The organism is Streptomyces sp. NPDC005925 (genome assembly GCF_040638805.1).
Lineage (GTDB): Bacteria > Actinomycetota > Actinomycetes > Streptomycetales > Streptomycetaceae > Streptomyces.
The window spans coordinates 21,108-42,988 of record NZ_JBEXVL010000026.1; the positions used below are offsets into that span (position 1 = coordinate 21,108).

The following is a 21,881-nucleotide window of genomic DNA, read 5'->3' on the forward strand; positions in this document are numbered from 1 at the left end:
CGGATTCAGGATGCGGTTACGGGAACACGTCTGGGAGATCCCGCTGCGGCGGTACGGGGCACTGCTGCTGTGCGCGGCGCTGGTGGCCGGGCTGTTCTACGCCGTCCGCGCCGTCACCAAGGAGGACCGTTCCTGCGCCGAGGGTGTGGTGCGGCCCGAGGGAAGCACGGAGTGCGTGGGCGTGGCGACGGGGGCGTACGACTTCGACCAGCCCCGGCTGCGGGACCTGGTGGCGGCGATCGACCGGGAGAACAGGTCGCTGAAGCCGGACGACTACGTCACGGTGGCGCTGCTGGAGCCGTACACCGCGACCGACCGCGACACCGTCAACCACGTCCTGCACCAGCTCCAGGGCAGCTATCTCGCGCAGTACCGGGCCAACCACTCCGCCAACGGGCAGACGCCTTCGATCCGGCTCGCCCTCGCCAACCCGGGGGCGGGCGGGGTGCACTGGGAGTACACCGTCGACCAGCTGGAGCGGATGACGAAGGGCCCGGACCGGCTGCGGGCGGTGACCGGGATAGGGCAGAGCACCGACAACACCACGAAGGCCGTACGGGAACTCACCCGGCGCGGCATCCCGGTGATCGGCTCCTCCATCACGGCCGACGACCTCGCCAACGGCCGGCACGGCGCCGACCCGTTCCCCGGTCTGGCCCGGGTCTCCCCCACCAACACCGACCAGGCCCGCGCGCTCACGCACTTCGCGAAGGTGAAGCCCGGCGAGGCGCTGCTGGTGTACGACAAGCCGGGCGACCCGTACACGAATACGCTCAAGACGTCGTTCGCGCAGCTGCTGAAGGGCTCGCCGTACGAGCCGCAGCCCTTCACGCCGCCCGCCGACCGCAGCCAGGAGGGCACGACCCCCAACACGTTCCGGCAGATCACGGACCTGGTGTGCGACACCCCGAAGAGCACCGACAAGATCCTTTTCGCCGGACGCCACACCCAGCTGCGGCAGTTCATCAACGCGCTCGGCGGGCGCGGCTGCGAGGACCGCGAGTTCACGCTGCTGACCGGCGACGAGGGCTCGTACCTCACCGGTGACCAGGACCTCGACCCCCACGCGCTGAGCCCCCACCTGACCGTGCGCTACACGACGCTCGCCCACCCGGACGCGTGGCGGGAGAAGACACCGGCGACCGGCGGCTCCGCCAAGGACTTCCAGACTCTGGAACGGCTGGTGACGCAGGCGCAGAGCGATCGCGAGAAGGTCGGCCCGATCGGCCCGGTCGCCCTGGAGGACGGCCAGCTGATCATCGCGTACGACGCCATGCAGCTGGCCGTGCACGGCGTCCGCGGGGCCACGCCCGAGGGCAGGACGGTGCCGCCGCTGGCGGACGTGGGGCTGCAGTGGTCGCTGGTGAAGGGCTCTTTGAAGGTGCGCGGCGCGAGCGGCTGGATCTGCCTGGACGTGCACGGCAATCCGTACAACAAGGCCGTGCCGATCGTGGAGCTCACCCCGGACGTCAAGCCGCGCTTCGTCCGCAACGCCTGGCCGGAGGACGACGAGCCGCCCGGCAAGGAGTGCCTGCCGTCGTCGTGATCAGGACGACGGGGGCGCGCCCGGCTGCCGTTCCTCCAGCAGTTCGACCAGCCGCTCGAAGCGGGTCCGCCAGCGCTGCTCGAAGGGCCCGGACCCGCGGAACTCGTGGGTGAAGCGCAGGGTGGTGCCGGTGTCGCCGTCGCGTTCCAGGTGGAAGCGGAGACGTCCGCCGCCCTCCACGGTGTACTCGGCGACCCGCTCCACGTCCCACGCGGTGACCTGCCCCGCCCCGGTGTCACGCAGGGCGACCTCGCCGCCGAGGCGGGGTTCGAGGACGTCCGCCGGGGTGAACCAGGCGGCGAGCCCGACCTCGGTGGCGAGCGCGGGCCAGACCTTCTCCACGGGCCGGGGAAGCCGCACCAGGAAGTGCAGGAGGCGCGTGTTCCCGTGGGTGTCGCTGGTGCCCTGTTCGACGGATCCGGTCATGGTTCCCGAGTGACCCCGCACAAGGGGTTCCTCACCTCCGGACCCGGCATCCGGACCCCGGGAATCGGGTCTCGGGGTCCGGATCCCGCGGTCCGGCTCTCGCGGTCCGTCGCGAAAGCCGGGCCGCGAAGGCCGGGCCGCGCCGTCCGGGCCTCAGAATCCGGGCCTCAGAATCCGGCGGACCTCAGCACGCCCAGGCCGACGTCGGCGTACGAGTGCTTCCCGGACACGAAGATGTTCACGCCGTAGTAGTTGAACAGCCAGCAGCCGAACGCGATCAGGGCCAGGTAGGCGGCCCTGCGGCCCTTCCAGCCGGCCGTGGCGCGGGCGTGCAGGTAGCAGGCGTAGGCGACCCAGGTGATGAAGGACCAGGTCTCCTTGGGGTCCCAGCCCCAGTAGCGACCCCAGGCGTCGCCCGCCCAGATGGCGCCCGCGATGATCGTGAACGTCCACAGCGGGAAGACGGCGGCGTTGACGCGGTAGGCGAACTTGTCGAGGGAGGCCGCGGCGGGCATCCGGTCGAGGACCGAGTCGGCGAACCGGCCGGGCGTGCCGCCGTTCGCGATCTTGTTCTCGTAACTGTCCTTGAACAGGTACAGCAGCGTGGAGACCGCGCCGACGTAGAAGACCGCCCCGCAGAAGATCGCGGTGGAGACGTGGATGTACAGCCAGTACGAGTGGAGCGCCGGGACGAGCTGGTCGCTCGCCGTGTAGAGCACGGTGACGGCGAGTCCGAGGTCGAGCAGGACCGTGGTGATCAGCGGCAGGCCGAGCCAGCGGATGTTCTTCCCCAGGCCGAGCAGCGCCAGGTACACGCCGACGGCGACCGTGGAGAACGTGATGTTGAACTCGTACATGTTGCCCCACGGCGCCCGCTCCACGGACAGCGCGCGGGCGAGCACACCGCCGGCTTCGAGCAGGAACCCGAGGGCGGTCAGCGAGATCGCGACACGGCCGTACAGGTCGCCCTGCTCGTCACCGCCGTGCGCGCCGGGCCCGTCCGGCACGTCGCGCGCGCCGGAGGAGGACCGGACGACGACCTCGGGGCGCTCCAGTACGGCGGTGCCGCCGGCCTTCTGCACCGTGACGGCCGGACCACCGGCCGCGGCCCCGGTCCTGTCCTCGGCCGGCCCGGCGGTCAGCGCGGCGGCGGTGCGGCCGACCTTGCTGCGGCTGCCGAGGAGCCATTCGGCGATGTACGCGAAGAAGGCCAGGGTGTAGACGGCCATCGCGGAGTAGATCAGCACATTGCTGATGTGCGCGAGGTTCTCGTTGGTGGCGGCGGCCAGGTCGGTTGCGGCGGCGAGAGTCACTGCTTCTCAGCCCCTTCGGCAGGTACGGCAGGAGAATCGGAGGATTCGGGGTCGGGTTCGGGGTCGGGGGGACCCGGCGCCCGCTCGTACAGGATCCCGGCGAGCTCGCCGAGCTCCTCGGGCACCTTGGCGGACTCGCTGCGTCCGAGCCCGGCCATCTCGACGACGGTGACGCCGTCGGCGCCCTTGACCGCGCGCACCCACACGCGGCGGCGCTGGATGAAGAGGGAACCGGCGAGACCGAGGATCGCGGCGAGCGAGCCGGCCAGGGCCCAGCCGCTGGCCGGCTGCCGGGCGATCTGGAAGCCGGCCCATTCCTTGACGCCGTCGAAGGTGACGGTGCCGGCACCGTTCGGGAGGGTCATGGTCTCGCCGATCTTGAGCTGCTTCTTGAACAGCTCTCCGTCGGTGTCCTTGAACTCCTTCAGGTTCTTCTTGTTCAGCTGGTACACGCTCTGCGGGACGCCCGAGTCGACGCCGAGGTCGCCGTGGTACGCGGACAGCGCCAGCATCGGGTTCAGCAGCGACGGGAACTGGGACAGCATCGTCGAGCCCTTCCCGCCGTGGGTGGGCAGGAAGAACGCGTTGAACCCGAGCTGCTCCCTGACGCCCTCGGCGTTGCGGTAGCCGTCCATGACCTTGATGGCGCCGGAGGACGTCACGTTGCCGTCCAGCGGCAGCAGCGGCACAGCCGTGCGGTCGAGTACGACGTGGCCCCCGGCGTCCTTCACGGTGACGATCGGCGCGTAGCCGTGGCTGACCAGGTAGACCTTGGAGCCGCCGACCTCCAGCGGGTCGTTGGGGTTGATGACGGCCGTCTTGTCCTTGCCGTAGGCGCCCTCGCTGTAGGTGACCCTGGCCTTGTAGACGCGGGGCGTGCCGCGGTTGGGGCCGGTCAGCGCGTACGTGCCGGTGAAGTCCTCCAGGACGAAGCTGAACGCGTCCAGGTCGTCCTGCGTGAAGAGGCTGCCGGACTTGAAGTCGTCGTACTGCGTGAGGGTGTTGGCGAAGCCGTCGCCCTCAAGGATCAGCTTGTTGCCCTCGGACTTGAACAGCTGGCCCCAGGCGAACGCGATCAGCATCACGATCAGCGCGAGGTGGAAGACGAGGTTGCCCGTCTCCCGCAGGTAGCCCTTCTCGGCGGCGACGGCGTCACCGACGACGTGGGACCGGAAGCGCCGCTTGCGCAGCAGTGCGAGGGCGGCCTCGCGGATCTCCTCGGGCTCGGCCGCGGTGCGCCAGGTGGTGTGGGCGGGCAGCCGGGTCAGTCGGCGCGGGGCGCCCGGCGGCCGGCCGCGCAGCTGGCCCACGAACTGCCAGGTGCGGGGGACGATGCAGCCGATGAGGGAGACGAACAGCAGGATGTAGATCGCCGAGAACCACACCGAGCTGTAGACGTTGAACAGGCCGAGCTTGTCGTAGAGCGGCGCGAGCGTGCCGTGCTGCTGCCGGAACTCCTCCACCTTGGTGACGTCCGAGCCGGTCTGCGGGATCAGCGACCCGGGGATCGCGCCCAGCGACAGCAGCAGGAGCAGCAGCAGCGCGACCCGCATGGAGGTGAGCTGGCGCCAGAACCAGCGGATCCAGCCGACGACGCCCAGGGCGGGCAGGTTCGGCGCGTCCTCGGCCGGGGCGGTGGACAGCTGGGCACCGGCCTCGCCGAGCTCCCGGTCCTCTCCCGGCGCGGGGGCCGGGACGGAGGCGGGGGCCTTGTCGGTGGTGCTGGTGGTGGTGTCGCTCATCGGTCAGATCCCCACAGTGAAGCCGTTGGACCAGGTCTGCATGTGCTGCACGATGCTGTCCCACGCGCCGGTCAGCAGGAGCAGACCGGTCACGATCATCATGATGCCGCCGGTGCGCATCACCCAGACGTAGTGGCGCTTGACCCAGCCGAAGGCGCCGAGGGCCTTGCGGAAGGCGACCGCGGCGAGGACGAAGGGGACGCCGAGTCCGAGGCAGTACGCGACGGTCAGCAGGGCGCCACGGCCGGCGCTGGCCTGGTCGGAGGAGAGCGCCAGCACGGACGACAGGGTCGGGCCGATGCAGGGCGTCCAGCCGATCCCGAACAGCGCGCCCAGCAGCGGCGCGCCGAGCAGGCCGGTCACGGGCCGCTTGTGGAGGCGGAACTCGCGCTGGGTCAGCCACGGCATGAGGCCCATGAAGAACACGCCCATGACGACCATGAGCACGCCGAGCACCTTGCTCAGGATCTCGCGGTGTTCCTGGAGCGTGGAGCCGAAGTAGCCGAACAGCGCGCCGCCGGACACGAACACGGCGGTGAAGCCGAGGACGAAGAGGGAGGAGCCCGCGACCATCCGGCCGCGCCGTGCCTCGGCGAGGTCGGTGCCGGTGACGCCGGTCACGTACGACAGGTAGCCGGGGACGAGCGGCAGGACGCAGGGCGAGAAGAACGAGACGAGGCCACCGAGCAGCGCGATGGGCAGGGCGACCAGCAGGGCGCCGTTGAGCACCGTGCCGTTGGGGCCCGCCTCGGCGAGCGTCAGCACCGGGGTCACGTCACTTCTCCGCGAGGACCGGGTCGATCATCTTGCGCAGCTGGTCCTCGGTGAGCGCCTGGAGCGTGCGGGCCGCGATCTTCCCGTCCCTGTCGACGACGAGCGTGGAGGGGACGGCCTGCGGGTTGAGGGTGCCCTTCTCGAAGCGCAGCATCAGCTTGCCCGTCGGGTCGTACAGGCTCGGGAAGGTGACGCCGTAGTTCTTCTCGAAGGCGCGGGCCAGGCCGACGGAGCTGTCGCGGGTGTTGATGCCGACGAACGCGACGCCCTCGTCCTTGAGGTCCTGGTGGACCTTCTCGAAGTTCTTGGCCTCCAGGCGGCACGGCGGGCACCAGGAGCCCCACACGTTGATCACGACGACCTCGCCCCTGTGGTCCGCCACGTCGACCCGCTTGCCGTCGACGGTGGGCCCGGACAGGTCGGGCACGGCGGTCCGCCCGCCCTTCCTGACGGTGGCGATGCCGTCCTTGCCGGTGACGAAGCCGGTGTTGCCGCCGCCGCCCGTGGTGCCGCCCGAGCCGCACGCGGACAGCAGGAGCGCTGCCGCGGCGACGCCGGTGGTCGTCAGGGCGGTACGGCGGCGGGCGCGGCCGGTGCGGTGGGAACGCCGGGGGGTGCGGCTGGCGGCACTCATGTGAAAAGTTTCGCATGTCCGTTCCGGGGATCTTGGGCACCCCCCTGGCGGGTGGGAACCCGCATTTCAGGCGGCGCTTACGCGCTCCCCGGCGGAGTCCGGACGGCGGCAGGATTCAGGGACCGGCGTGGCTTCAGGGGGTGGCGGGGGTCCCGGAGGCGGTGGCGCCCTCGTCCGCGAGGAAGGTCTTCCAGCCGCCGGCCGGCGCCTGCCCCACACCGAGGGTGCGCAGCCGGGCCAGCGCCTCGGGCCGCTGCACGTCGAGCCAGTCGGTGAACTGCCGGAACGACACCAGCCGGATGTCGGCGCCCTTGTCCCGCTCCCGCGCGATGTGCTTCAGGGCGTCCTCGACGGCGTCCATGTAGATGCCGCCGTTCCACTGCTCGAAGTGGTTGCCGACGAAGAAGGGGGCGCGGTTCGTCTCGTACGCCCGCTTGAATCCGGATATGTAGGCCTGGGCCGCCTGCTCGCGCCAGGCCGGGTAGTTGTAGGCGGGCGCGTTGGTGGAGTTCACGGACTGGTTGGCCAGGATGTTGTAGTCCATGGAGAGCACTTCGAAGCTGTGCCCCGGGAACGGCATCTGCTGCAGCGGCAGGTCCCACAGCCCCTGCCGCTTGTCCGGCCAGACCTGGAGGCCGCCGGGCGAGGACGCGTCGTAGCGCCAGCCGAGCTCGCGGGCGGTGGGCAGCAGGTTGTCCCGGCCGAGCAGACAGGGCGTACGGCCGCCGACGAGTTCCTTGTCGTAGTCGAACGGCAGGGACGGCAGGTCGGTCCAGCCGGTGTTGGTGCGCCACTGCGTGACGAACTGCTTGGCCTGGTCGATCTCGGAGCGCCACTGCTTCGGCGTCCAGTGGGCGACGGAGCCGTAGCCCTCGCCGCAGAAGTGACCGTTGAAGTGGGTGCCGATCTCGTGCCCGTCGAGCCAGGCCCGGCGGACGTTCTTCAGCGTCTGCTTGATGTGGTCGTCGGAGAGGTAGCCGATGTCGGAGGCGCCCCGCAGGTTGTTCGGCGGGTCGTAGAGGCGCTTCTTCGACTCGGGCAGCAGATACAGGCCGGAGAGGAAGAACGTCATGCGGGCGTCGTGTTCCCGCGCGAGGTCGAGGAAGCGCGGGAACACGCCGTTGCCGACCTCGCCGGCCCCGTCCCAGGAGAAGACGACGAACTGCGGCGGGGTCTCACCGGGCTCCAGCGGCACGGGCGCGGCGAGTCCGTGGGGCTGCTTGCCGGTGTACGCGGTGGAACCGTCGCCGATCGGCCGCGCGGTCGGGCCGGGCGTGCCCGACCCGTCGGGGCCGTCGCCCGAACCTCCGGCATGGGTCGCGCCGCCCGCCTTGTTCGTGCCGCACGCCGCGAGAGATGCCGCGGCGGCGGCCCCCGCGCCGAGTCCGAGCATTCCCCGGCGGGAGAGAGTGCGCATGGTGTCCCCGATCGTCACGTCCTCAGTGGTCATTCACTGAGAGGACGCGACGATCGCAGACGTTCCCGTTCGTATGCGCGGGATCCGTAACAGATTTTCACGAGATATGAACAACGGAGAAGGCGGCGCGCCCCCTTCTCCGCCGCTATGCCCCTTGCACCCGCTACGCCCCGAAGGCCTTGCCTTTCCCCTTCACCGGCTTCGCTCCGGCGAGGAGATGGGGCGGGACGAGATCGCGGGCCGGCTCGGTGTAACCGACGGAAACGATCCTGTCGCCCTCGAACGTGAAGCTCGTCAGGGACGCGAGCGTGCACTGCCGCCGCCGCGGGTCGTGCCACAGGCGTCGCTTCTCGACGTAGGACCGCACGATCCAGATGGGCAGCTGGTGGCTGACGAGCACGGCCTCGTGCCCGCGCGCCCGGTCCTTGGCGGAGTGCAGCGCGCCCATCATCCGCACCACCTGGTCGAGGTACGGCTCGCCCCAGGACGGTTTGAACGGGTTGAACAGGTGCTTCCAGTTGTCCGCCCTGCGCAGCGCGCCGTCGCCGACGCCGAAGGTCTTGCCCTGGAAGACGTTGTCGGCCTCGATGAGCCGCTCGTCGGTGTCGAGATCGAGGCCGTGCGCCTTCGCGATGGGCGTCGCGGTCTCCTGCGCCCGCTCCAGCGGGGAGGCCACGACGTACGTGACGTCGCGCGAGGAGAGGTGGTCGGCGACCCGGTCGGCCATCCGCAGGCCCAGCTCGGACAGGTGGTAGCCGGGCAGCCGCCCGTACAGGATCCCGTCCGGATTGGCGACTTCACCGTGGCGCATCAGATGCACGACGGTGCGCTCGGCGTCCCTCTTCTTGACCTCGGTCTCGTTGGTCCCGTTGGTCTCGTTGGCCCCGCTCACGCCGTTGCCTCCGCAGCCGCGCGGGCCGCCGCCGGGAGGGCGTCGGCGATCTTGGACACGGCCTGCTCGTCGTGGGCCGTGGAGACGAACCAGGACTCGAAGGACGACGGCGGCAGGTACACGCCCTGCGCCAGCATCGAGTGGAAGAACGCGGTGAAGCGGTACGACTCCTGCGCCTTGGCGTCCTCGTAGTTGCGTACGGGCCGGTCGGTGAAGAAGACGGAGAACATGTTGGACGCGCTCTGCACGGTGTGCGCGACGCCCTCCTTGCTCAGCGCCTCGGACACCAGCGACTGGATCTGCGCCGACACCGCGTTGATCCTCGCGTAGGCGGCGTCGTCGAGCAGCCGCAGCTGGGCGAGCCCGGCGGCGGTGGCGACCGGGTTCCCGGAGAGGGTGCCTGCCTGGTAGACCGGCCCGGCGGGCGCGAGGTGCGCCATGACGTCGGCGCGACCGCCGAACGCGGCGGCCGGGAAGCCACCGCCCATGACCTTGCCGAAGGTCATGAGGTCGGGCACCACCCCGTCGACGCCGAACCACCCGGCGCGGCTGGTCCGGAACCCGGTCATGACCTCGTCGGACACGTACAGCGCGCCGTGCTCGGCGCACAGGTCCGCCAGGCCCTGGTTGAAGCCGGGCATCGGCGGCACGACGCCCATGTTGCCGGGCGAGGCCTCGGTGATCACGCAGGCGATCTCACCGGGGTGCGCGGCGAAGGCGGCGCGCACGGCGTCCAGGTCGTTGTACGGCAGGACGATCGTGTCGCCGGCCTGGGCCCCGGTCACACCCGGGGTGTCCGGCAGGGCGAACGTGGCGACGCCGGAGCCGGCCGAGGCGAGCAGCGAGTCGACGTGCCCGTGGTAGCAGCCGGCGAACTTGACGACCTTGCTGCGCTGCGTGAACCCGCGCGCGAGCCGGATCGCCGACATGGTGGCCTCGGTCCCGCTGGACACCAGGCGCACCTGCTCCAGCGGCCCGACCCGGCCGGTCATCTCCTCGGCGAGCGCGACCTCGCCCTCGCCGGGCGTGCCGAAGGACGTCCCGCGCGCGACGGCCGCCTGCACGGCGGCGAGGACCTCCGGGTGCGCGTGCCCGAGGATCATCGGACCCCAGGAGCACACCAGGTCGACGTACTCGCGCCCGTCGGCGTCGGTCAGATACGGACCGGTGCCGGACACCATGAACCGGGGCGTGCCGCCGACGGCACGGAAGGCCCGCACCGGGGAGTTCACGCCGCCGGGCGTGACGGCCGCCGCACGGTCGAACAGAGCCTGCGAGCCCGGTGCTTCGTATGGATATGCCGATTCGCTCATGACCTGCGACTTCTCCGACCTTCTTCGAACCTTTTACGGCCTTCTCCGAAGGAGACCGAACCCCGGCCGACTACTTCCGGACGCCGGCCCGACTGCTTTCGGACTCCCCCTTGCCAGTGACCTCATCAGAGTAGGCCCCCGCGCTTCCCGGACCTTCCCCAGTCCCGGGCCGGGACCCCGCTGATCTGCGAGACTGGGGTCCGATACGGAGATGTCACGCGGGACGTGACGTCCCGGCATGGTGTTCATGACCCGCCGTCGCGCGCGTGCGGCCCCCCACGGACTGATGTTTCGGCGTACGTTTCGGCGGACGGACGTGGGGGAGGTCACTGACACGATGATCGGGTTGCGCGGCGGGGGACACGCGTCCTAGAAAAGCAGTCGGGTGGAGATATGCATCGCGGTGGCGGACTGGGCGAGGGGACTGACGACCTGGGTCCTCGACGTGCCCGGCGGGGCAGGCACCGGCGCGACGCGGAGGAAACGACCGAAGCACGTCAGACACACGGTGTACCGGGCGAGCCCGAGCCGGCAGACCGGCTGATCGACCGCAGGGCGGAGCGCCCGGGGACTCCGGGAATGCCGGGAAGTCCGGGGACTCCGGCGACGGGGGGCAGGAATGGTGGTCGGGTGGGGGTGACGTACAAGTACTTCGGTGCGCCCGACGGCGCGACCGCGGCCCGTGTCCCGATCTCGATGCGCCCGGAGGAACTCGGCGGCGACGAGCTCGGCATGAACGGCATGTTCACCAAGATCAAGCCGGAGACCATGGCCGCCATGGTGCTGACCGGCATAGAGGGCGTCCCCCTCCACCGCGTGCCGCCCCTGGAGCTCGTCGTCCTCCACCCCGACTACGCGGTCGTCAAACTCCCCATGACGGTCGTCGACCCCCTGCGCGGCATAGGCGAGGAAACGGTCGGCGCGGCGGCCTTCATCTGGTCCACGGTGCCGGACCGCGGGGGGCCGCGGGACGCGTTCAACGTGTACCAGTTGCTGCACGAGTGGCAGGACTTCTCACATCGCCTCCATGAGGCGGGGCACCAGCCCTATTGCCTGGTGTGGCCCTGAGCCGGGGCTTTGCTGGTTGCGGGCGGGGTCTTCGGAGCTCGCCCTTTTCGCTGCCGGCCCGAACGGTCTGTCGTGATCGACCGGACCTTGCCCGTCCGGCCCACCCAGGGGCACGCCGGACGAACCTACGACTACTTCTGCTGCGGGGCTTCCGGTGTGCTCGCGGCACAAGCCGCCCCGGGAACAGGACGGTTGGCGAAGGCGGACGGGGTGCCGGTCGCGCCGTGTCGTGCACCACGCTGAACCATGGGGGACGTCGCGCGGAACGAGGAGGCCGGCACTCCGGCCGCCGAGGACGACACCCTGCCGCGCGCCCGCGGGGAACCGGAGCACGCTGTGGCCCGTGCTCGCCGGGTCCGATCGGCGCCGGGTCTCCGTACGGGCCGTGACAGGGCCGCCACCGGGCGACGTGTCGCGCACCGGGCGGGGAGTGCTGGGAAGCTGGGGGGAGGGACAGCGTCGCCCGCGACGTGACGCAGACGGACAGGGTGGTGAGCACCATGGCCGAGTACTACGACAACGCCCCGAACCCGGCCGTCCCGTACGCCGACCCCCCTGGGGATCCCTTTCTGCGCACGCGGTTCGCCCTTCCCGCGCGGCCGGCCACGTTCCTGCGGCGGCAGCGGCTCGTCGGGCATCTCCACCAGGCTTTCACGACGCCGTTGACGCTGGTCAACGGCGCGGCCGGGGCAGGCAAGACCCTTTTGACGGCCGACTGGGCCGCCGGGCTGCGGGAGCCGGTCGCCTGGCTGACCGTGGAGGCGGAAGACCGGCAGCCCGGAACCTTCTGGGCCTACGTCTTCGAGGCCCTGCGCGCCTGCGGGGTGCGGGTGGCCGGCGCCCCCGCGGACTCGATCGGCGTCGGACGAGGGCTGCTGGCCGCGCTCTCCGCCGAGCTGAACGCCCGTGACGACCCCACGGTCCTCGTGCTCGACGAGTACGACCGGATGAACACTCCCGAGATCGCGGAACAGCTGGAGTTCGTCTCGCACCACGCCGGGCAGGGGCTGCGTCTCGTCCTCGTCACCCGTACCGAACCGCTGCTCCCCCTGCACCGCTACCGGGCCACCGACGCGCTGACGGAGATCCGCGGCTCCGAGCTGTCCTTCACTCCCGCGGAAGCCGACGAGCTGCTGCGGCTTCACGGCCTGCACCTTTCCGTGCAGGCCACGTCCGCCCTGGTGGAGCGCACCCGGGGCTGGGCCGCCGGGCTTCGCCTGTCCGCCCTGGCGGCCCGGGAGAGCGCCGATCCCGAGCGGTACCTGAAGGAGTTCGAGGCGGACCACAGCACGGTCGCGGACTTTCTGCTGGCCGAGGTTCTCAAAGGAAGGACAAGCGCGACCCAGGACCTCCTGCTGCGCGTCAGCGTCCTGGACCGTTTCTGTCCGGACCTGGCCGACGCCCTGACCCTGCGGACCGACGCCGAACTGCTGCTCGCCGAGCTGCACCGGGAGAACGCTTTCATCGAGCGGCTGGGGCACTCCTGGTATCGACTGCACCCGCTCTTCCGGGAGATCCTCCGGGCTCACCTGCACGAACGCATGCCCGGTGTGGAGCAGGAACTGCATGTGCGGGCCGCGCGGTGGCTGCGCCGTTCCGGCTTCGTCCCGGAGACCCTCGCCCACGGTGCCGCCGGTGGCGACTGGGACCTCACCGCAGGCGCCCTCATCGACGACCTCGCGATCGGCCACCTCTTCACCGGGTTGCACTCCAGCGACCTGGCCCGGCTCTTCGCCGGCATGGCACCCGGCGCCGGAAGCCCGGCGAGCGACCTCGTGCGGGCGGCCGGCGCCCTGGCCCGGCGCGACCTCGATCACGGCCTGCCCCACCTGCGCCGGGCGGAGAAGCAGTTGTCCGACGCCGACGACTCTCCCGACCTGGCGGCTGCCCGGCTGAGCTGCACGCTGCTGGAAGCGCTCGCCGCCCGGCTCACCGGATGCCCGCCGAGGGCCGAGCGGGCCGCCGCGACCGCCGCGGCACTGCGGCAGGACCTGCCGGAGCGCCTGCTGAACAAGCACCCGGAACTGACCGCGCTGCTGATGACACACGTGGGTTCGGCGCGGCTTTGGGCAGGGCGTTTCGACGACGCGCGTGCCGTACTGACCACGGTGGCCGGTGCCCCGGGCGGAGCTGCCACCGCGCTGCCCCGGGCGGAGTCGATGGGGCACCTGGCCCTGCTCGACTACCTGAACGGCTGGCTCGGCCGGGCGGAACGCAGGGCCCTGGCCGCGGTGTCGGAGGGGGAACGGGCGGGCCTGCCGCGGCCTCCCGGCGTGAGCCTCGCCCGGCTGGTCCTGGCCGCCGTGGCCGTGGACCGCCAGGAACTGGACCAAGCCCGGGCCCTGCTCGACGAGACGGCCCCGCTCCCGGCCCGGGTGCACGATCCGGTGCCGACGGCGGGGCGGGCCCTTGCCACGTCGCGCCTCCTCCTCGACAGCGGTGAAGCCGCCGCCGCCGTGGAGGCGGCGGCGCCCGCCCTTCCGACAGCCGTGGTGTCCCCCTGGGCGGAGAGCCAGGCGGCGGTGGTCCTCTCTGCCGCCCGCCTGGCCGAAGGACGGCCGGACGAGGCCGCCCGGGTGCTCCACGGCGTCCGCGGCGATCAACCGGTGTGCGCCGTGGAAGCCGCGGCGATCCAGGTCGCCGCGGGGCGTCCCCGGGCCGCCGTCGACCTGCTCGGCACCATCCGCGCCGAGGGACGCACCGGCCCTGCGGTGGGCGTGGGGACGGCGCTGGTGAAGGCCCGCGCCGCCCAGGAGTCGGGAGATGCGGCCACCGCCCGCAGACTCCTCGCGCGGGCCCTTCTCGACGCCCGGCGGGAGCGCCTGCGGCGCCCCTTCCTCCAGACGGGGGACTGGATCAAGCCCCTGTTGGCCACGGCCCCGCTGCACGAACTGGCCGAGGGCTGGCTCGAGGTCGGCCGACCGCGACGGCACGGTGAACGGCCTGGGCACGGGGCCGGCCCCGTGCCCCTGGTGGCGGTGGAGCTGAGCGGACGCGAGCGTGATGTCCTGCGGCGGCTGGCCCGCATGATGACCACGGAGGAGATCGCAGCCGATCTGTACGTGTCGGTCAACACGGTGAAGACCCACCTCAAGAGCGCGTACCGGAAACTGGCGGTGAACCGGCGCAGCGACGCGGTGCACCGGGCGCGCGACCTCGGCCTGCTGTGACAGAGCGTCCGGGACGCGTGCGCCGGCCTCGCTCGCGGCGGACGTGCCCTGTCCGTGGCCCCGCCCGCCGCAGCACCACGGCCCGCCGGGCGAAGGACCGCGCGGCGGGCGGCCCCGTCCATGTCGCCGGCCGCAGCGGCCCTCCCCCGCGAGGGGTGAGGCACCCTGCGCCGCCGTCGGGTCCGATGGAAAGAACGTACGCCGGAACGCGGTGACGGGAGCGGCGCGGTCGCTGGTGGCCGCGCGGACGTCCCCGGCCCGGCGTACCGGGCCGACCGAGCGAGGTGGGACGACGTGAAGCGCTGGCGGGCCCTGGCGGTCCTCGGTACGGCCCAGTTCCTGATGGTCCTGGACACCTCCGTCATGAACGTGTCCATCAGCCGGTTGGTCGAGGACTTCGACACGGAGGTCACCGCGATCCAGGCCGTCATCACCCTGTACGCCCTGGTCATGGCGGCTTTCATGCTCATCGGCGGCAGGTTCGGCGACGTGCTGGGGCGGCGCCGCATGTTCCTCGCGGGACTCGCCGTCTACGGTGTCGGGTCGGCCGTGACCGCCGTGGCGCCCACGCTGTGGATCCTCACGCTGGGCTGGTCCGTCGTCGAAGGGCTCGGGGCGGCCATGGTGCTGCCGGCCATGACCGCCCTCGTCGCGGAGTCGTACCGCGGACGGGACCGGGCCGTCGCCTACGCGGTCGTCGGCGGCCTCGCCGGGGCGGGAATCGCGGTCGGCCCCTTGCTCGGCGGCTGGATGACGACGTACCTCACCTGGCGGCTGGTCTTCGCCGGCGAGGTCCTGGTCGTCGTGGCCGTGCTGCTGTGCCGACGGGTGATCGCGACACCCGCCCCGGCCGGAACGCCGCCCCGGTTGGACGGGGTCGGCGCGTTGCTCTCCGCCGCCGGGCTGGGGCTGGGCGTGCTCGGGGTGCTGCAGAGCAGCACCTGGGGCTGGGTGGAGCCACGCAATCCCCCCTTCACGGTCCTCGGCTTCGCCCCCACCCTGTTCGTCGTGGGCGCCGGGACCGCCGTACTGGCCGTCTTCCGGCTCTGGGAGCGGCGGAGGGAAAGCCGGGGCGCCGACCCTCTGGTACACCTGGCTCTGCTGGACAGGCCCGTGCTGCGGGCCGGCCTGACGACCCTCCTGAGCCAGAACCTCATCCTCCTCGGCCTGTTCTTCGCCATCCCGCTGTACCTCCAGGTGGTGCAGGGCTTCGACGCCTTCCAGACCGGGCTGCGCCTGCTTCCCGTGTCCGCCACCATGCTCGTGACCTCCCTGTGCGGATCCTCGCTGGGGCGCAGGGTGGGGTCACGCCGGGTGGTGCGGCTCGCCCTGGCGATTCTGACGGCGGCCGTCGTGTGGCTCCTGGCCACCGTCGATCCGGTCATCGACGACGCACAGTTCGCCGGGGCGATGGCCGTGCTGGGCGTCGGCGTCGGACTCCTCGCCTCGCAGCTCGGCAACATCGTCCAGTCCGGCGTCGGCGAGGACGAGCGCAGCGAGGCCGGGGGGCTCCAGTTCACGGCCCAGAATCTCGGCTCCGCGCTGGGCACCGCGCTCATCGGCTCGATCCTGGTGGGCGCGCTGGCCAACGCCTTCACCCACCAGGTCGCGGACGACCCGCGGCTGTCCCCCGCGACCCGCGAACAGGTCGGGGTCCGCCTGGAGGCCGGCATCACCTTCGTCTCCACCGGGCAGGTGCGTGCCGCGGCCGAGCGGGCCGGACTGCCACCGCCGGAAGTCGAGGCCGTCACCGATTCCTACGCCTCCGCTCAGCTGGACGGGCTGAAGGCGGCGATCCTGGCGACGGGCGGCGTCGCGCTCGCCAGTTTCCTGGTCACCACCCGTCTGCCGACCGCCCGGGCGGGCCGTCCGTCCGGGTCCGCTCCGGGCGCCGGCCCGGCCGGGACGACCGGACCGGCGGGCTGAGCCCTGCCCGCGGCCTGCGTCGTCACCGTCGCCGTGCGGGTGGGCTGGTCCGTCACCGGGCTCACCGCTGCTCATTGCGCGGGAGCCCCGGGGCGGCTCGTCGCCACCAACGCGTCGGCCGGCGTACTGCTCGGCCCACCCATCGTCGTCGTCGAGAACGCGGTGTCGCACTGGACCCGGCGGGCCCGAGTCACCTGTACCGGGTGAGGTCGCCGGGACGCGACAGGGCGGACGATCGTCACAGTGACACCGTCCGCATTGACCAACCGGGCGGTGTCCCGAGCCCGTCCGGTGGAGGTGCCACTCGTGCGCTACGAGATCCGCGTCGAGGGACACCTGTCGGAGACGCTGGCCAACGCGTTCCCCGAACTCGAACACGTGGTGATGTCCGGCCAGACAGTCCTGTTCGGCACGGTGATCGACGAGGCCCACCTGTACGGGCTGCTCACGCGCTGCCAGTCACTGGGCCTGCGCGTCATGGAAATGCGGCAGCTGCCGGAGTGACGCCACTGGCGGTGTGCGCCGCCCCGGCCGTTCCTCGGCGGGCCGGCCCCACGGCTTGCTCGTCGGTGATCCGGTCGGAGCGGCGGGCCACCCGCAGGGCTCCGTCTCCGCGTTCGTTCAGTCCCGGCCCCTCCCGTCGAAGCCGGTGCCGTGGGTCCGGCCGCGGAAGATGCCGCTGCCGGTCCTCCTCCCGGCCGGCTCACAGGGGGTCGGCCGGGAGATCCCCGAGCGGGGTGATCAGCGGTGGGTCCGGTGCGGTGCGCCGACCCCCGGCCGTGAGGTCATGGTCCGGTCTCCGGCTCCGCGGGACCGGCGCCGGGCCGGGTCTGGGCCGCCGACTCCCGCCGCTGTCGGTTCAGCCCCGTCTGCACCGCGCTCGCCAGTACCCGGGCGGCGACGCCGAAGAGCAGCAGGCCGCCCACCATCTGCGCCATCGTGAGTATCCGCCCCGTCTGGGAGCGCGCCGTGATGTCTCCGAAGCCGACGGTGCTGAACGTGGTCAGCGCGAAGTACAGCGCGTCCGTCCTGGTGAGTGCCTCGCTGAAGGAGCCGGGCGCAAGGCGGCTCAGCAGGTAGTAGGAGCCGGCGAAGAGGACCAGGAACAGCACCAGCGTGGCGGCCAGTCCCTCGACGGCTCTCAGGCGCGGGTGGGGCGAGCGGGTGATGGCCCGCACCTCCCACCCGAACACCAGGAAGACCGCCAGCAGGCCGCCCACCAGCAGCAGGGACGCGCCGGCCGTACGGCGCTCGTCCAGGGGCAGCAGATAGTAGGCGGACACCAGGCCGACGACGATGAACGTGGCACGTACGAGAGCGACGACCGCAGCGCCTCGCCGGGAACGGAGCCGGCCGAGGGCGGACGGCCCGGGCGCGCCGCGGCCCCCGTCGTCTGTGGTCGTATCGCTCATCTCACGTCTCTTCGGCTCGTCCGGGCCCAGTGGGCCGATCGTTCCCGTTTCCCACCTCGCTGCCCCGACGGCATCGCGGGATCACCCCTGACGGGTGACCCGGGCCCGGGCGCCGGCCCTGATCCTGGAACGGTCAGTTCCGTGCACTGCGGCCCGCTGCCCGGGCCGCCGCTGGCCGTGCTGTCGCCCTCGGCCTGCGGGCCGCGCTCCGCGCTACTCACCCCCCGCGGACCGGGCGCACCCGCCGCCACGGCCCGACCTCGGCGACCGTGACGACCGCGGAAGGAGCGGCCGTGACCCCGGCCCTCCGCAGGATCGCCGGCCCTGCTGCTCCGGAACCCCACGGTCGCCGCGGTGGCACTGGTCCCCGGTATCGCGTCGGCCGCCCTGATCGTCCCGGTGGTCCTCGCGGCGGTTGCCGGACCGGCGGACCCGTCCGCGCACCGGGCGAGAGCCGTGAACGGCCGCCGCTTGCGGGCAGGGACGCCCACCGGCGACCACACTCACCCGCACCGGGTGAGGCAGCACGGTGGGTCCTGGGACCACTCTGAAGCCAGCCCCGCACGACTGCCGGGCTCCCGGACGGAGGACGGACATGAGCGCACAGACCTACCTGGCATACGACTACCCGCTGCTGGGAGCCTTCTGGACCATGTTGATGATCTTCCTGTGGATCATGTGGTTCATCCTGCTCTTCCGCGTCATCGCCGACATCCTCCGGGACGACGGACTGAGCGGCTGGGCGAAAACCGGCTGGCTGGTGTTCTGCATCCTCCTGCCCTTCCTGGGTGTGTTCGTCTACGTGATCGCACGCGGCAAGAACATGGGCGGCCGGGAGACGGCACAGGCCCGTGCGCAACAGGAGCACTTCGACGCCTACCTCAGGAAGACCGTGGCCGACGGCCGGACCAGCAGCGTCGACGAGCTGGCCCGGCTCTCCGAGATCCGGGACCGGGGCGCCATCACGGACGAGGAGTTCCACAGGGCGAAAGAACTGGTCCTGACCGGGCACGGTCCGGCGGGCCACGCGGGCACGTCCGGCACCGGCGTCTCCGCCCGCTGAAGTATCCGCATCCCACGAAACGAGGTCCACGATGATGGCGACACACACCCACTCGGGGCAAAGCGCGAAACAGGAATGGGCGACCGGTCTGACCGTCTTCGCGGCCGTGATGCTCTTCCTCGTCGGTGTACTCGACGTCCTGCGGGGCATCATGGCCCTCGCCAAGGACGACGTCTTCGTCTCCACGCCCGACTACGTCTTCCAGTTCGACCTCACCGGCTGGGGCTGGATCCACCTCGTTCTGGGTGCACTGGCCGTGCTCGTCAGCGCCGGTCTGCTCAAGACGGCGACGTGGGCGCGCGTCACCGGCGTCGCCATCGCCGGACTCGTGATCATCGCCAACTTCCTCTCCCTGCCGTACTACCCGGTGTGGTCCGTCATCATGATCGCCATCTCCGGCTTCATCATCTGGGCCTTGTGCGTGGTGCGGCACGGCGGCAATCTCTAGCCAGGACCTGTCCAGGGAACACCGGACTCGCCGGGCGGCAGCGAGGAAGGGGCGACACGTGAGGTCACGGGGTGGCGGTCCGGGCGGACCAGGCGTGGCAGGCGTCCACGGCGAGGCTCGTGCCGCGCCCGCCCGCCTGTCCGCGCTGCCGCCTCCCGCAGGCCCGTCCGGCGCCACCGGGCGGGCCTGCGCCCGCGACCCGCGGCCGGCGCGAGGGGCCCACGGCCGGGAGGCAGAGGCCGGCGGGACGAGGCGGTCACTTCGGTGGCGTGCCCCGCGCCGCACGGGGACGCTGGACGTGGGGGCAACGTGATGGAGAGACATCTCATGACTCAGAGCAGCACAGACAAGGCACAAGAGCCGTTCCTTTCGCGCCCCGGCGTCCGCCGCCTCGTACCGTTCGTCCTGATCACCGCGATCGCCCTGGTCTTCATCTTCGAGAACCGTACGAGTGTCGAGATCCGCCTTCTCGTTCCGATGGTGACCATGCCCCTGTGGGGAGCCCTCCTCATCGCGTGGGGCCTCGGCAGCCTCGCCTGCCTCTTCACCGTGCGTAGGCGGTCCCACCGGCACTCCCGACGGCCGGTGTGATGCCCCGGCCGGCGCGAACGGCCACGGCGCTCACCTCCCTCGTTCATGCCGGAACGCCCGTGACCCGGGAGTCCTCGCCGCCCCCGCACCACGTCATCCCCATGTCCCCCGCGCACGCCGGCGAGGTCCTGGCGATCTATCAGGCGGGCATCGACGAGGGCGACGCCACATTCGAGACCACGGCCCCCGCCTGGCGGGCGTTCGACGCGGCAAAGCTGCCCGAGCACCGCTTCGTCGTCCTGGACGCGGACAGGGACGCGGACGCGGACGACGAGGACAAGGGTGGGGCGGTGCTCGGCTGGGTCGCGGTCTCCGCGGTCTCCGACCGTCGCGCGTACGCCGGTGTCGTGGAGCATTCGGTGTACGTCGCCCCGGCCGCCCGGGGCCGCGGAGTGGCCGCCGCGCTGCTGGAGGCGCTGATCACGTCGACGGAGGCGGCGGGGATCTGGACGATCCAGTCCGGGATCTTCCCGGAGAACACCGCGAGCCTCGCCCTGCACGAGCGGGCCGGCTTCCGTGTCGTCGGAGTCCGCGAACGGGTCGGCCACCACCACGGCCGGTGGCGGGACGTCGTCCTCGTGGAGCGCCGCAGCCCGGCCGTCGGCTGACGACCGGGCCGCACGCGACATGGCGGGGGCGGCGTCCCCCCGGGCCGTACTTCGGGCGGCGGCGCCGGACTCCCGCCGCCGGGGCGGCACACGCACCAGCGCCACCGGCACCGGCGCCGCGATCAGCGGGCCGGCCACCCCGGACAGCGCCGGGCCCGCCCCCACGTCACGTCACCCGCCCCCGCCCGGACGCCCGGGGCGCCTCACCGCGTCCCCACCACCCGCAGCACCGCGACCACCAGCGCCCGCGTCACCTCCACCAGTTCGCGTACCGCCACCGCCTCCCGGGGGCTGTGCGCCACCCGGACGTCGCCCGGCCCGTACTGGAGGGTCGGGATGCCGGCCGCGGAGTACAACCGCAGGTCACTGCCGTACGGCGCCCCTCGCTCCGGCAGGGCGGGGCCTCCGGCGGTGTCGGCGTGGGCGGAGCGCACGAGGTCCGTCAGCGGGTGCCCGGCGGGCAGGCGGCCGCTGGCGAAGCGCCCGCCCGGCCACGTCACCGTCGCCGGGTGGTCCCGCAGCCAGGGGTCGGCGGCGCACGTCTCGGCCACACAGCGCTCGAAGGCGTCGCGCGCCTCGGCCGGGTCCTCTCCGAGCCGCACCCCGAGGCGCCCCTCGGCGATCAGCAGGTCGGGCACGCTGCTCGCCCAGTCGCCGGCGCGGACCGTACCGACCGACAGGGCGTACGGGATGCGGTACCGGGCCATCAGCGGGTCCGGGTCGAGGTTGCGTTCGGCCTCCAGGCGGGCCAGCGCACGGTGCAGCGGCAGATACGCGTCGACCGCGCTGACGCCCTCGTCGCGCGTGCTGCCGTGCGTCGCCCGGCCGGGCACGGACAGCCGGAACGTCTGCGCGCCCGCGTTGGCCGTGATGACCGCGCCCGAGGTCGGCTCGGAGATGAAGCAGGCGTCACCGCGGTGTCCGCGCCGCAGCGTGCCGAACGCGCCGAGCCCGCCGTCCTCCTCGCCGACGACGAAGTGCGCGGCGACGCGGCCGCGCAGCCGTATCCCGGCCGACCGTATCGCCGTGAGCGCGCCCAGGTTCGCGGCGAGACCGGCCTTCATGTCGCAGGCGCCCCGCCCGTGCACCACGTCCCCGGTGATCCTCGGCACGAACGGGTCGCCCTCCCAGGCCCCGAGGTCGCCCGGCGGTACGACGTCCACGTGGCCCTGGAGGACCAGCGTCGGCCCGTCGGCGCCACCGTCCGGGGTCGTGCCGACCAGGCCCCACGCCTCGTCCCGCGGCGCCTCCGCACCGGGGAAGCCCGGGTCGGCGTACAGCTCGGGCAGGTCCATGGACCACAGGTCGACGTCCATGCCGAGCCACTCCAGCCGCCCGGCGAGCTGATGCTGGAGCTCGGACTCGGCGGGACTGCCGGTCACGCTCGGCATGGTGATCAACTCTTGCAGGGTCCGCACGAGTTCCTTCTCGTCGATCGCCGCGAGCGCGGCGGCCTCGTCGTCGCTCAGCACGCTGTCGGCCCTCCCCTTCGGTCACGGGACGGACGGACCGCCCGCCCCCTCCGCATGTCTGCTCGG

The 21,881-nt window shown here is 72.1% G+C and carries 19 protein-coding genes; 9 read left to right on the top strand and 10 right to left on the bottom strand.

Annotated elements, in window-relative coordinates:
- Window positions 1-10 precede the first annotated feature (10 nt).
- Entirely contained in the window at window positions 11-1,546 is a 1,536-nt protein-coding gene (locus ABZ354_RS23510; protein WP_358659767.1) for a hypothetical protein, read from the top strand.
- Here ABZ354_RS23510 and ABZ354_RS23515 read toward each other — a convergent pair whose 3' ends face one another.
- From ABZ354_RS23515 to hemL, 8 genes are all read right to left on the bottom strand, one after another.
- The gene (locus ABZ354_RS23515; protein ID WP_358659769.1) at window positions 1,547-1,972 is read right to left on the bottom strand and encodes an SRPBCC domain-containing protein; all 426 of its coding nucleotides are present in this window, start codon (window positions 1,970-1,972) and stop codon (window positions 1,547-1,549) included. It abuts the gene before it with no gap.
- Between the two features lie 167 nt (window positions 1,973-2,139).
- Window positions 2,140-3,285, bottom strand: a complete 1,146-nt coding sequence (ccsB, locus tag ABZ354_RS23520; protein WP_358659771.1) for a c-type cytochrome biogenesis protein CcsB — start codon at window positions 3,283-3,285, stop codon at window positions 2,140-2,142.
- Window positions 3,282-5,027 carry a cytochrome c biogenesis protein ResB gene (locus ABZ354_RS23525; RefSeq protein WP_358659772.1) on the bottom strand — a complete coding sequence of 582 codons (1,746 nt, stop codon included), beginning with the start codon at window positions 5,025-5,027 and terminating at the stop codon, window positions 3,282-3,284. The genes ccsB and ABZ354_RS23525 overlap by 4 nt, the downstream gene beginning before the upstream one ends.
- Before the next feature lie 3 nt (window positions 5,028-5,030).
- A complete protein-coding gene (locus ABZ354_RS23530; RefSeq protein ID WP_358659774.1) occupies window positions 5,031-5,801 on the bottom strand; it encodes a cytochrome c biogenesis protein CcdA in 771 nt (256 codons plus the stop codon).
- A 1-nt stretch (window position 5,802) separates the two neighbouring features.
- On the bottom strand, window positions 5,803-6,435 hold the full coding sequence (locus tag ABZ354_RS23535; protein ID WP_358659776.1) for a TlpA disulfide reductase family protein: 633 nt from the start codon (window positions 6,433-6,435) through the stop codon (window positions 5,803-5,805).
- Between the two features lie 133 nt (window positions 6,436-6,568).
- On the bottom strand, window positions 6,569-7,852 hold the full coding sequence (locus tag ABZ354_RS23540; protein WP_358659855.1) for a hypothetical protein: 1,284 nt from the start codon (window positions 7,850-7,852) through the stop codon (window positions 6,569-6,571).
- A 163-nt stretch (window positions 7,853-8,015) separates the two neighbouring features.
- Window positions 8,016-8,663 carry a histidine phosphatase family protein gene (locus ABZ354_RS23545; protein ID WP_358659857.1) on the bottom strand — a complete coding sequence of 216 codons (648 nt, stop codon included), beginning with the start codon at window positions 8,661-8,663 and terminating at the stop codon, window positions 8,016-8,018.
- A 77-nt stretch (window positions 8,664-8,740) separates the two neighbouring features.
- Window positions 8,741-10,057, bottom strand: coding sequence for a glutamate-1-semialdehyde 2,1-aminomutase (gene hemL, locus ABZ354_RS23550; RefSeq protein ID WP_358659778.1), 1,317 nt, complete (start codon window positions 10,055-10,057; stop codon window positions 8,741-8,743).
- Window positions 10,058-10,450: 393 nt separating this feature from the next.
- Here hemL and ABZ354_RS23555 point away from each other — a divergent pair, with 393 nt between their 5' ends.
- The 4 genes from ABZ354_RS23555 (at window position 10,451) to ABZ354_RS23570 (ending at window position 16,725) form a co-directional block, all read left to right on the top strand.
- Window positions 10,451-11,125, top strand: a complete 675-nt coding sequence (locus ABZ354_RS23555) for a hypothetical protein (protein ID WP_358659780.1) — start codon at window positions 10,451-10,453, stop codon at window positions 11,123-11,125.
- 500 nt (window positions 11,126-11,625) lie between these two features.
- Window positions 11,626-14,295 (top strand): LuxR C-terminal-related transcriptional regulator, encoded by a 2,670-nt coding sequence (locus tag ABZ354_RS23560; protein WP_358659858.1) that lies wholly within the window; start codon window positions 11,626-11,628, stop codon window positions 14,293-14,295.
- A 294-nt stretch (window positions 14,296-14,589) separates the two neighbouring features.
- Window positions 14,590-16,221 (top strand): MFS transporter, encoded by a 1,632-nt coding sequence (locus tag ABZ354_RS23565; RefSeq protein WP_358659781.1) that lies wholly within the window; start codon window positions 14,590-14,592, stop codon window positions 16,219-16,221.
- 306 nt (window positions 16,222-16,527) lie between these two features.
- Entirely contained in the window at window positions 16,528-16,725 is a 198-nt protein-coding gene (locus tag ABZ354_RS23570) for a hypothetical protein (RefSeq protein ID WP_358659783.1), read from the top strand.
- Between the two features lie 281 nt (window positions 16,726-17,006).
- Here the strand turns inward: ABZ354_RS23570 and ABZ354_RS23575 are convergent, their stop codons facing one another.
- The gene (locus ABZ354_RS23575) at window positions 17,007-17,633 is read right to left on the bottom strand and encodes a potassium channel family protein (protein WP_358659785.1); all 627 of its coding nucleotides are present in this window, start codon (window positions 17,631-17,633) and stop codon (window positions 17,007-17,009) included.
- Between the two features lie 595 nt (window positions 17,634-18,228).
- Here ABZ354_RS23575 and ABZ354_RS23580 point away from each other — a divergent pair.
- From ABZ354_RS23580 to ABZ354_RS23595, 4 genes are all read left to right on the top strand, one after another.
- On the top strand, window positions 18,229-18,696 hold the full coding sequence (locus tag ABZ354_RS23580; RefSeq protein WP_358659787.1) for an SHOCT domain-containing protein: 468 nt from the start codon (window positions 18,229-18,231) through the stop codon (window positions 18,694-18,696).
- A gap of 31 nt (window positions 18,697-18,727) precedes the next feature.
- Entirely contained in the window at window positions 18,728-19,144 is a 417-nt protein-coding gene (locus ABZ354_RS23585) for a hypothetical protein (RefSeq protein WP_358659789.1), read from the top strand.
- Window positions 19,145-19,471: 327 nt separating this feature from the next.
- Window positions 19,472-19,735 carry a hypothetical protein gene (locus tag ABZ354_RS23590; RefSeq protein WP_358659791.1) on the top strand — a complete coding sequence of 88 codons (264 nt, stop codon included), beginning with the start codon at window positions 19,472-19,474 and terminating at the stop codon, window positions 19,733-19,735.
- 101 nt (window positions 19,736-19,836) lie between these two features.
- A complete protein-coding gene (locus tag ABZ354_RS23595; protein ID WP_358659859.1) occupies window positions 19,837-20,343 on the top strand; it encodes an N-acetyltransferase family protein in 507 nt (168 codons plus the stop codon).
- 203 nt (window positions 20,344-20,546) lie between these two features.
- Here the strand turns inward: ABZ354_RS23595 and ABZ354_RS23600 are convergent, their stop codons facing one another.
- Complete coding sequence (locus ABZ354_RS23600) at window positions 20,547-21,815, bottom strand: ArgE/DapE family deacylase (protein WP_358659793.1); 1,269 nt, start codon at window positions 21,813-21,815, stop codon at window positions 20,547-20,549.
- Window positions 21,816-21,881: the final 66 nt, after the last annotated feature.

What these genes read in the sequence shown, in the direction of transcription:
- ABZ354_RS23540 (WP_358659855.1), bottom strand. Translation starts at nt 7,852, where the DNA reads ATGCGCACTCTCTCCCGCCGGGGAATGCTCGGACTCGGCGCGGGGGCC.
- ABZ354_RS23510 (WP_358659767.1), top strand. Translation starts at nt 11, where the DNA reads ATGCGGTTACGGGAACACGTCTGGGAGATCCCGCTGCGGCGGTACGGG.
- ABZ354_RS23580 (WP_358659787.1), top strand. Translation starts at nt 18,229, where the DNA reads ATGAGCGCACAGACCTACCTGGCATACGACTACCCGCTGCTGGGAGCC.
- ABZ354_RS23585 (WP_358659789.1), top strand. Translation starts at nt 18,728, where the DNA reads ATGATGGCGACACACACCCACTCGGGGCAAAGCGCGAAACAGGAATGG.
- ABZ354_RS23545 (WP_358659857.1), bottom strand. Translation starts at nt 8,663, where the DNA reads ATGCGCCACGGTGAAGTCGCCAATCCGGACGGGATCCTGTACGGGCGG.
- ABZ354_RS23575 (WP_358659785.1), bottom strand. Translation starts at nt 17,633, where the DNA reads ATGAGCGATACGACCACAGACGACGGGGGCCGCGGCGCGCCCGGGCCG.
- ABZ354_RS23535 (WP_358659776.1), bottom strand. Translation starts at nt 6,435, where the DNA reads ATGAGTGCCGCCAGCCGCACCCCCCGGCGTTCCCACCGCACCGGCCGC.
- ABZ354_RS23595 (WP_358659859.1), top strand. Translation starts at nt 19,837, where the DNA reads ATGTCCCCCGCGCACGCCGGCGAGGTCCTGGCGATCTATCAGGCGGGC.
- ABZ354_RS23525 (WP_358659772.1), bottom strand. Translation starts at nt 5,027, where the DNA reads ATGAGCGACACCACCACCAGCACCACCGACAAGGCCCCCGCCTCCGTC.
- ABZ354_RS23555 (WP_358659780.1), top strand. Translation starts at nt 10,451, where the DNA reads ATGCATCGCGGTGGCGGACTGGGCGAGGGGACTGACGACCTGGGTCCT.
- ABZ354_RS23515 (WP_358659769.1), bottom strand. Translation starts at nt 1,972, where the DNA reads ATGACCGGATCCGTCGAACAGGGCACCAGCGACACCCACGGGAACACG.
- ABZ354_RS23590 (WP_358659791.1), top strand. Translation starts at nt 19,472, where the DNA reads ATGACTCAGAGCAGCACAGACAAGGCACAAGAGCCGTTCCTTTCGCGC.
- ABZ354_RS23560 (WP_358659858.1), top strand. Translation starts at nt 11,626, where the DNA reads ATGGCCGAGTACTACGACAACGCCCCGAACCCGGCCGTCCCGTACGCC.
- hemL (WP_358659778.1), bottom strand. Translation starts at nt 10,057, where the DNA reads ATGAGCGAATCGGCATATCCATACGAAGCACCGGGCTCGCAGGCTCTG.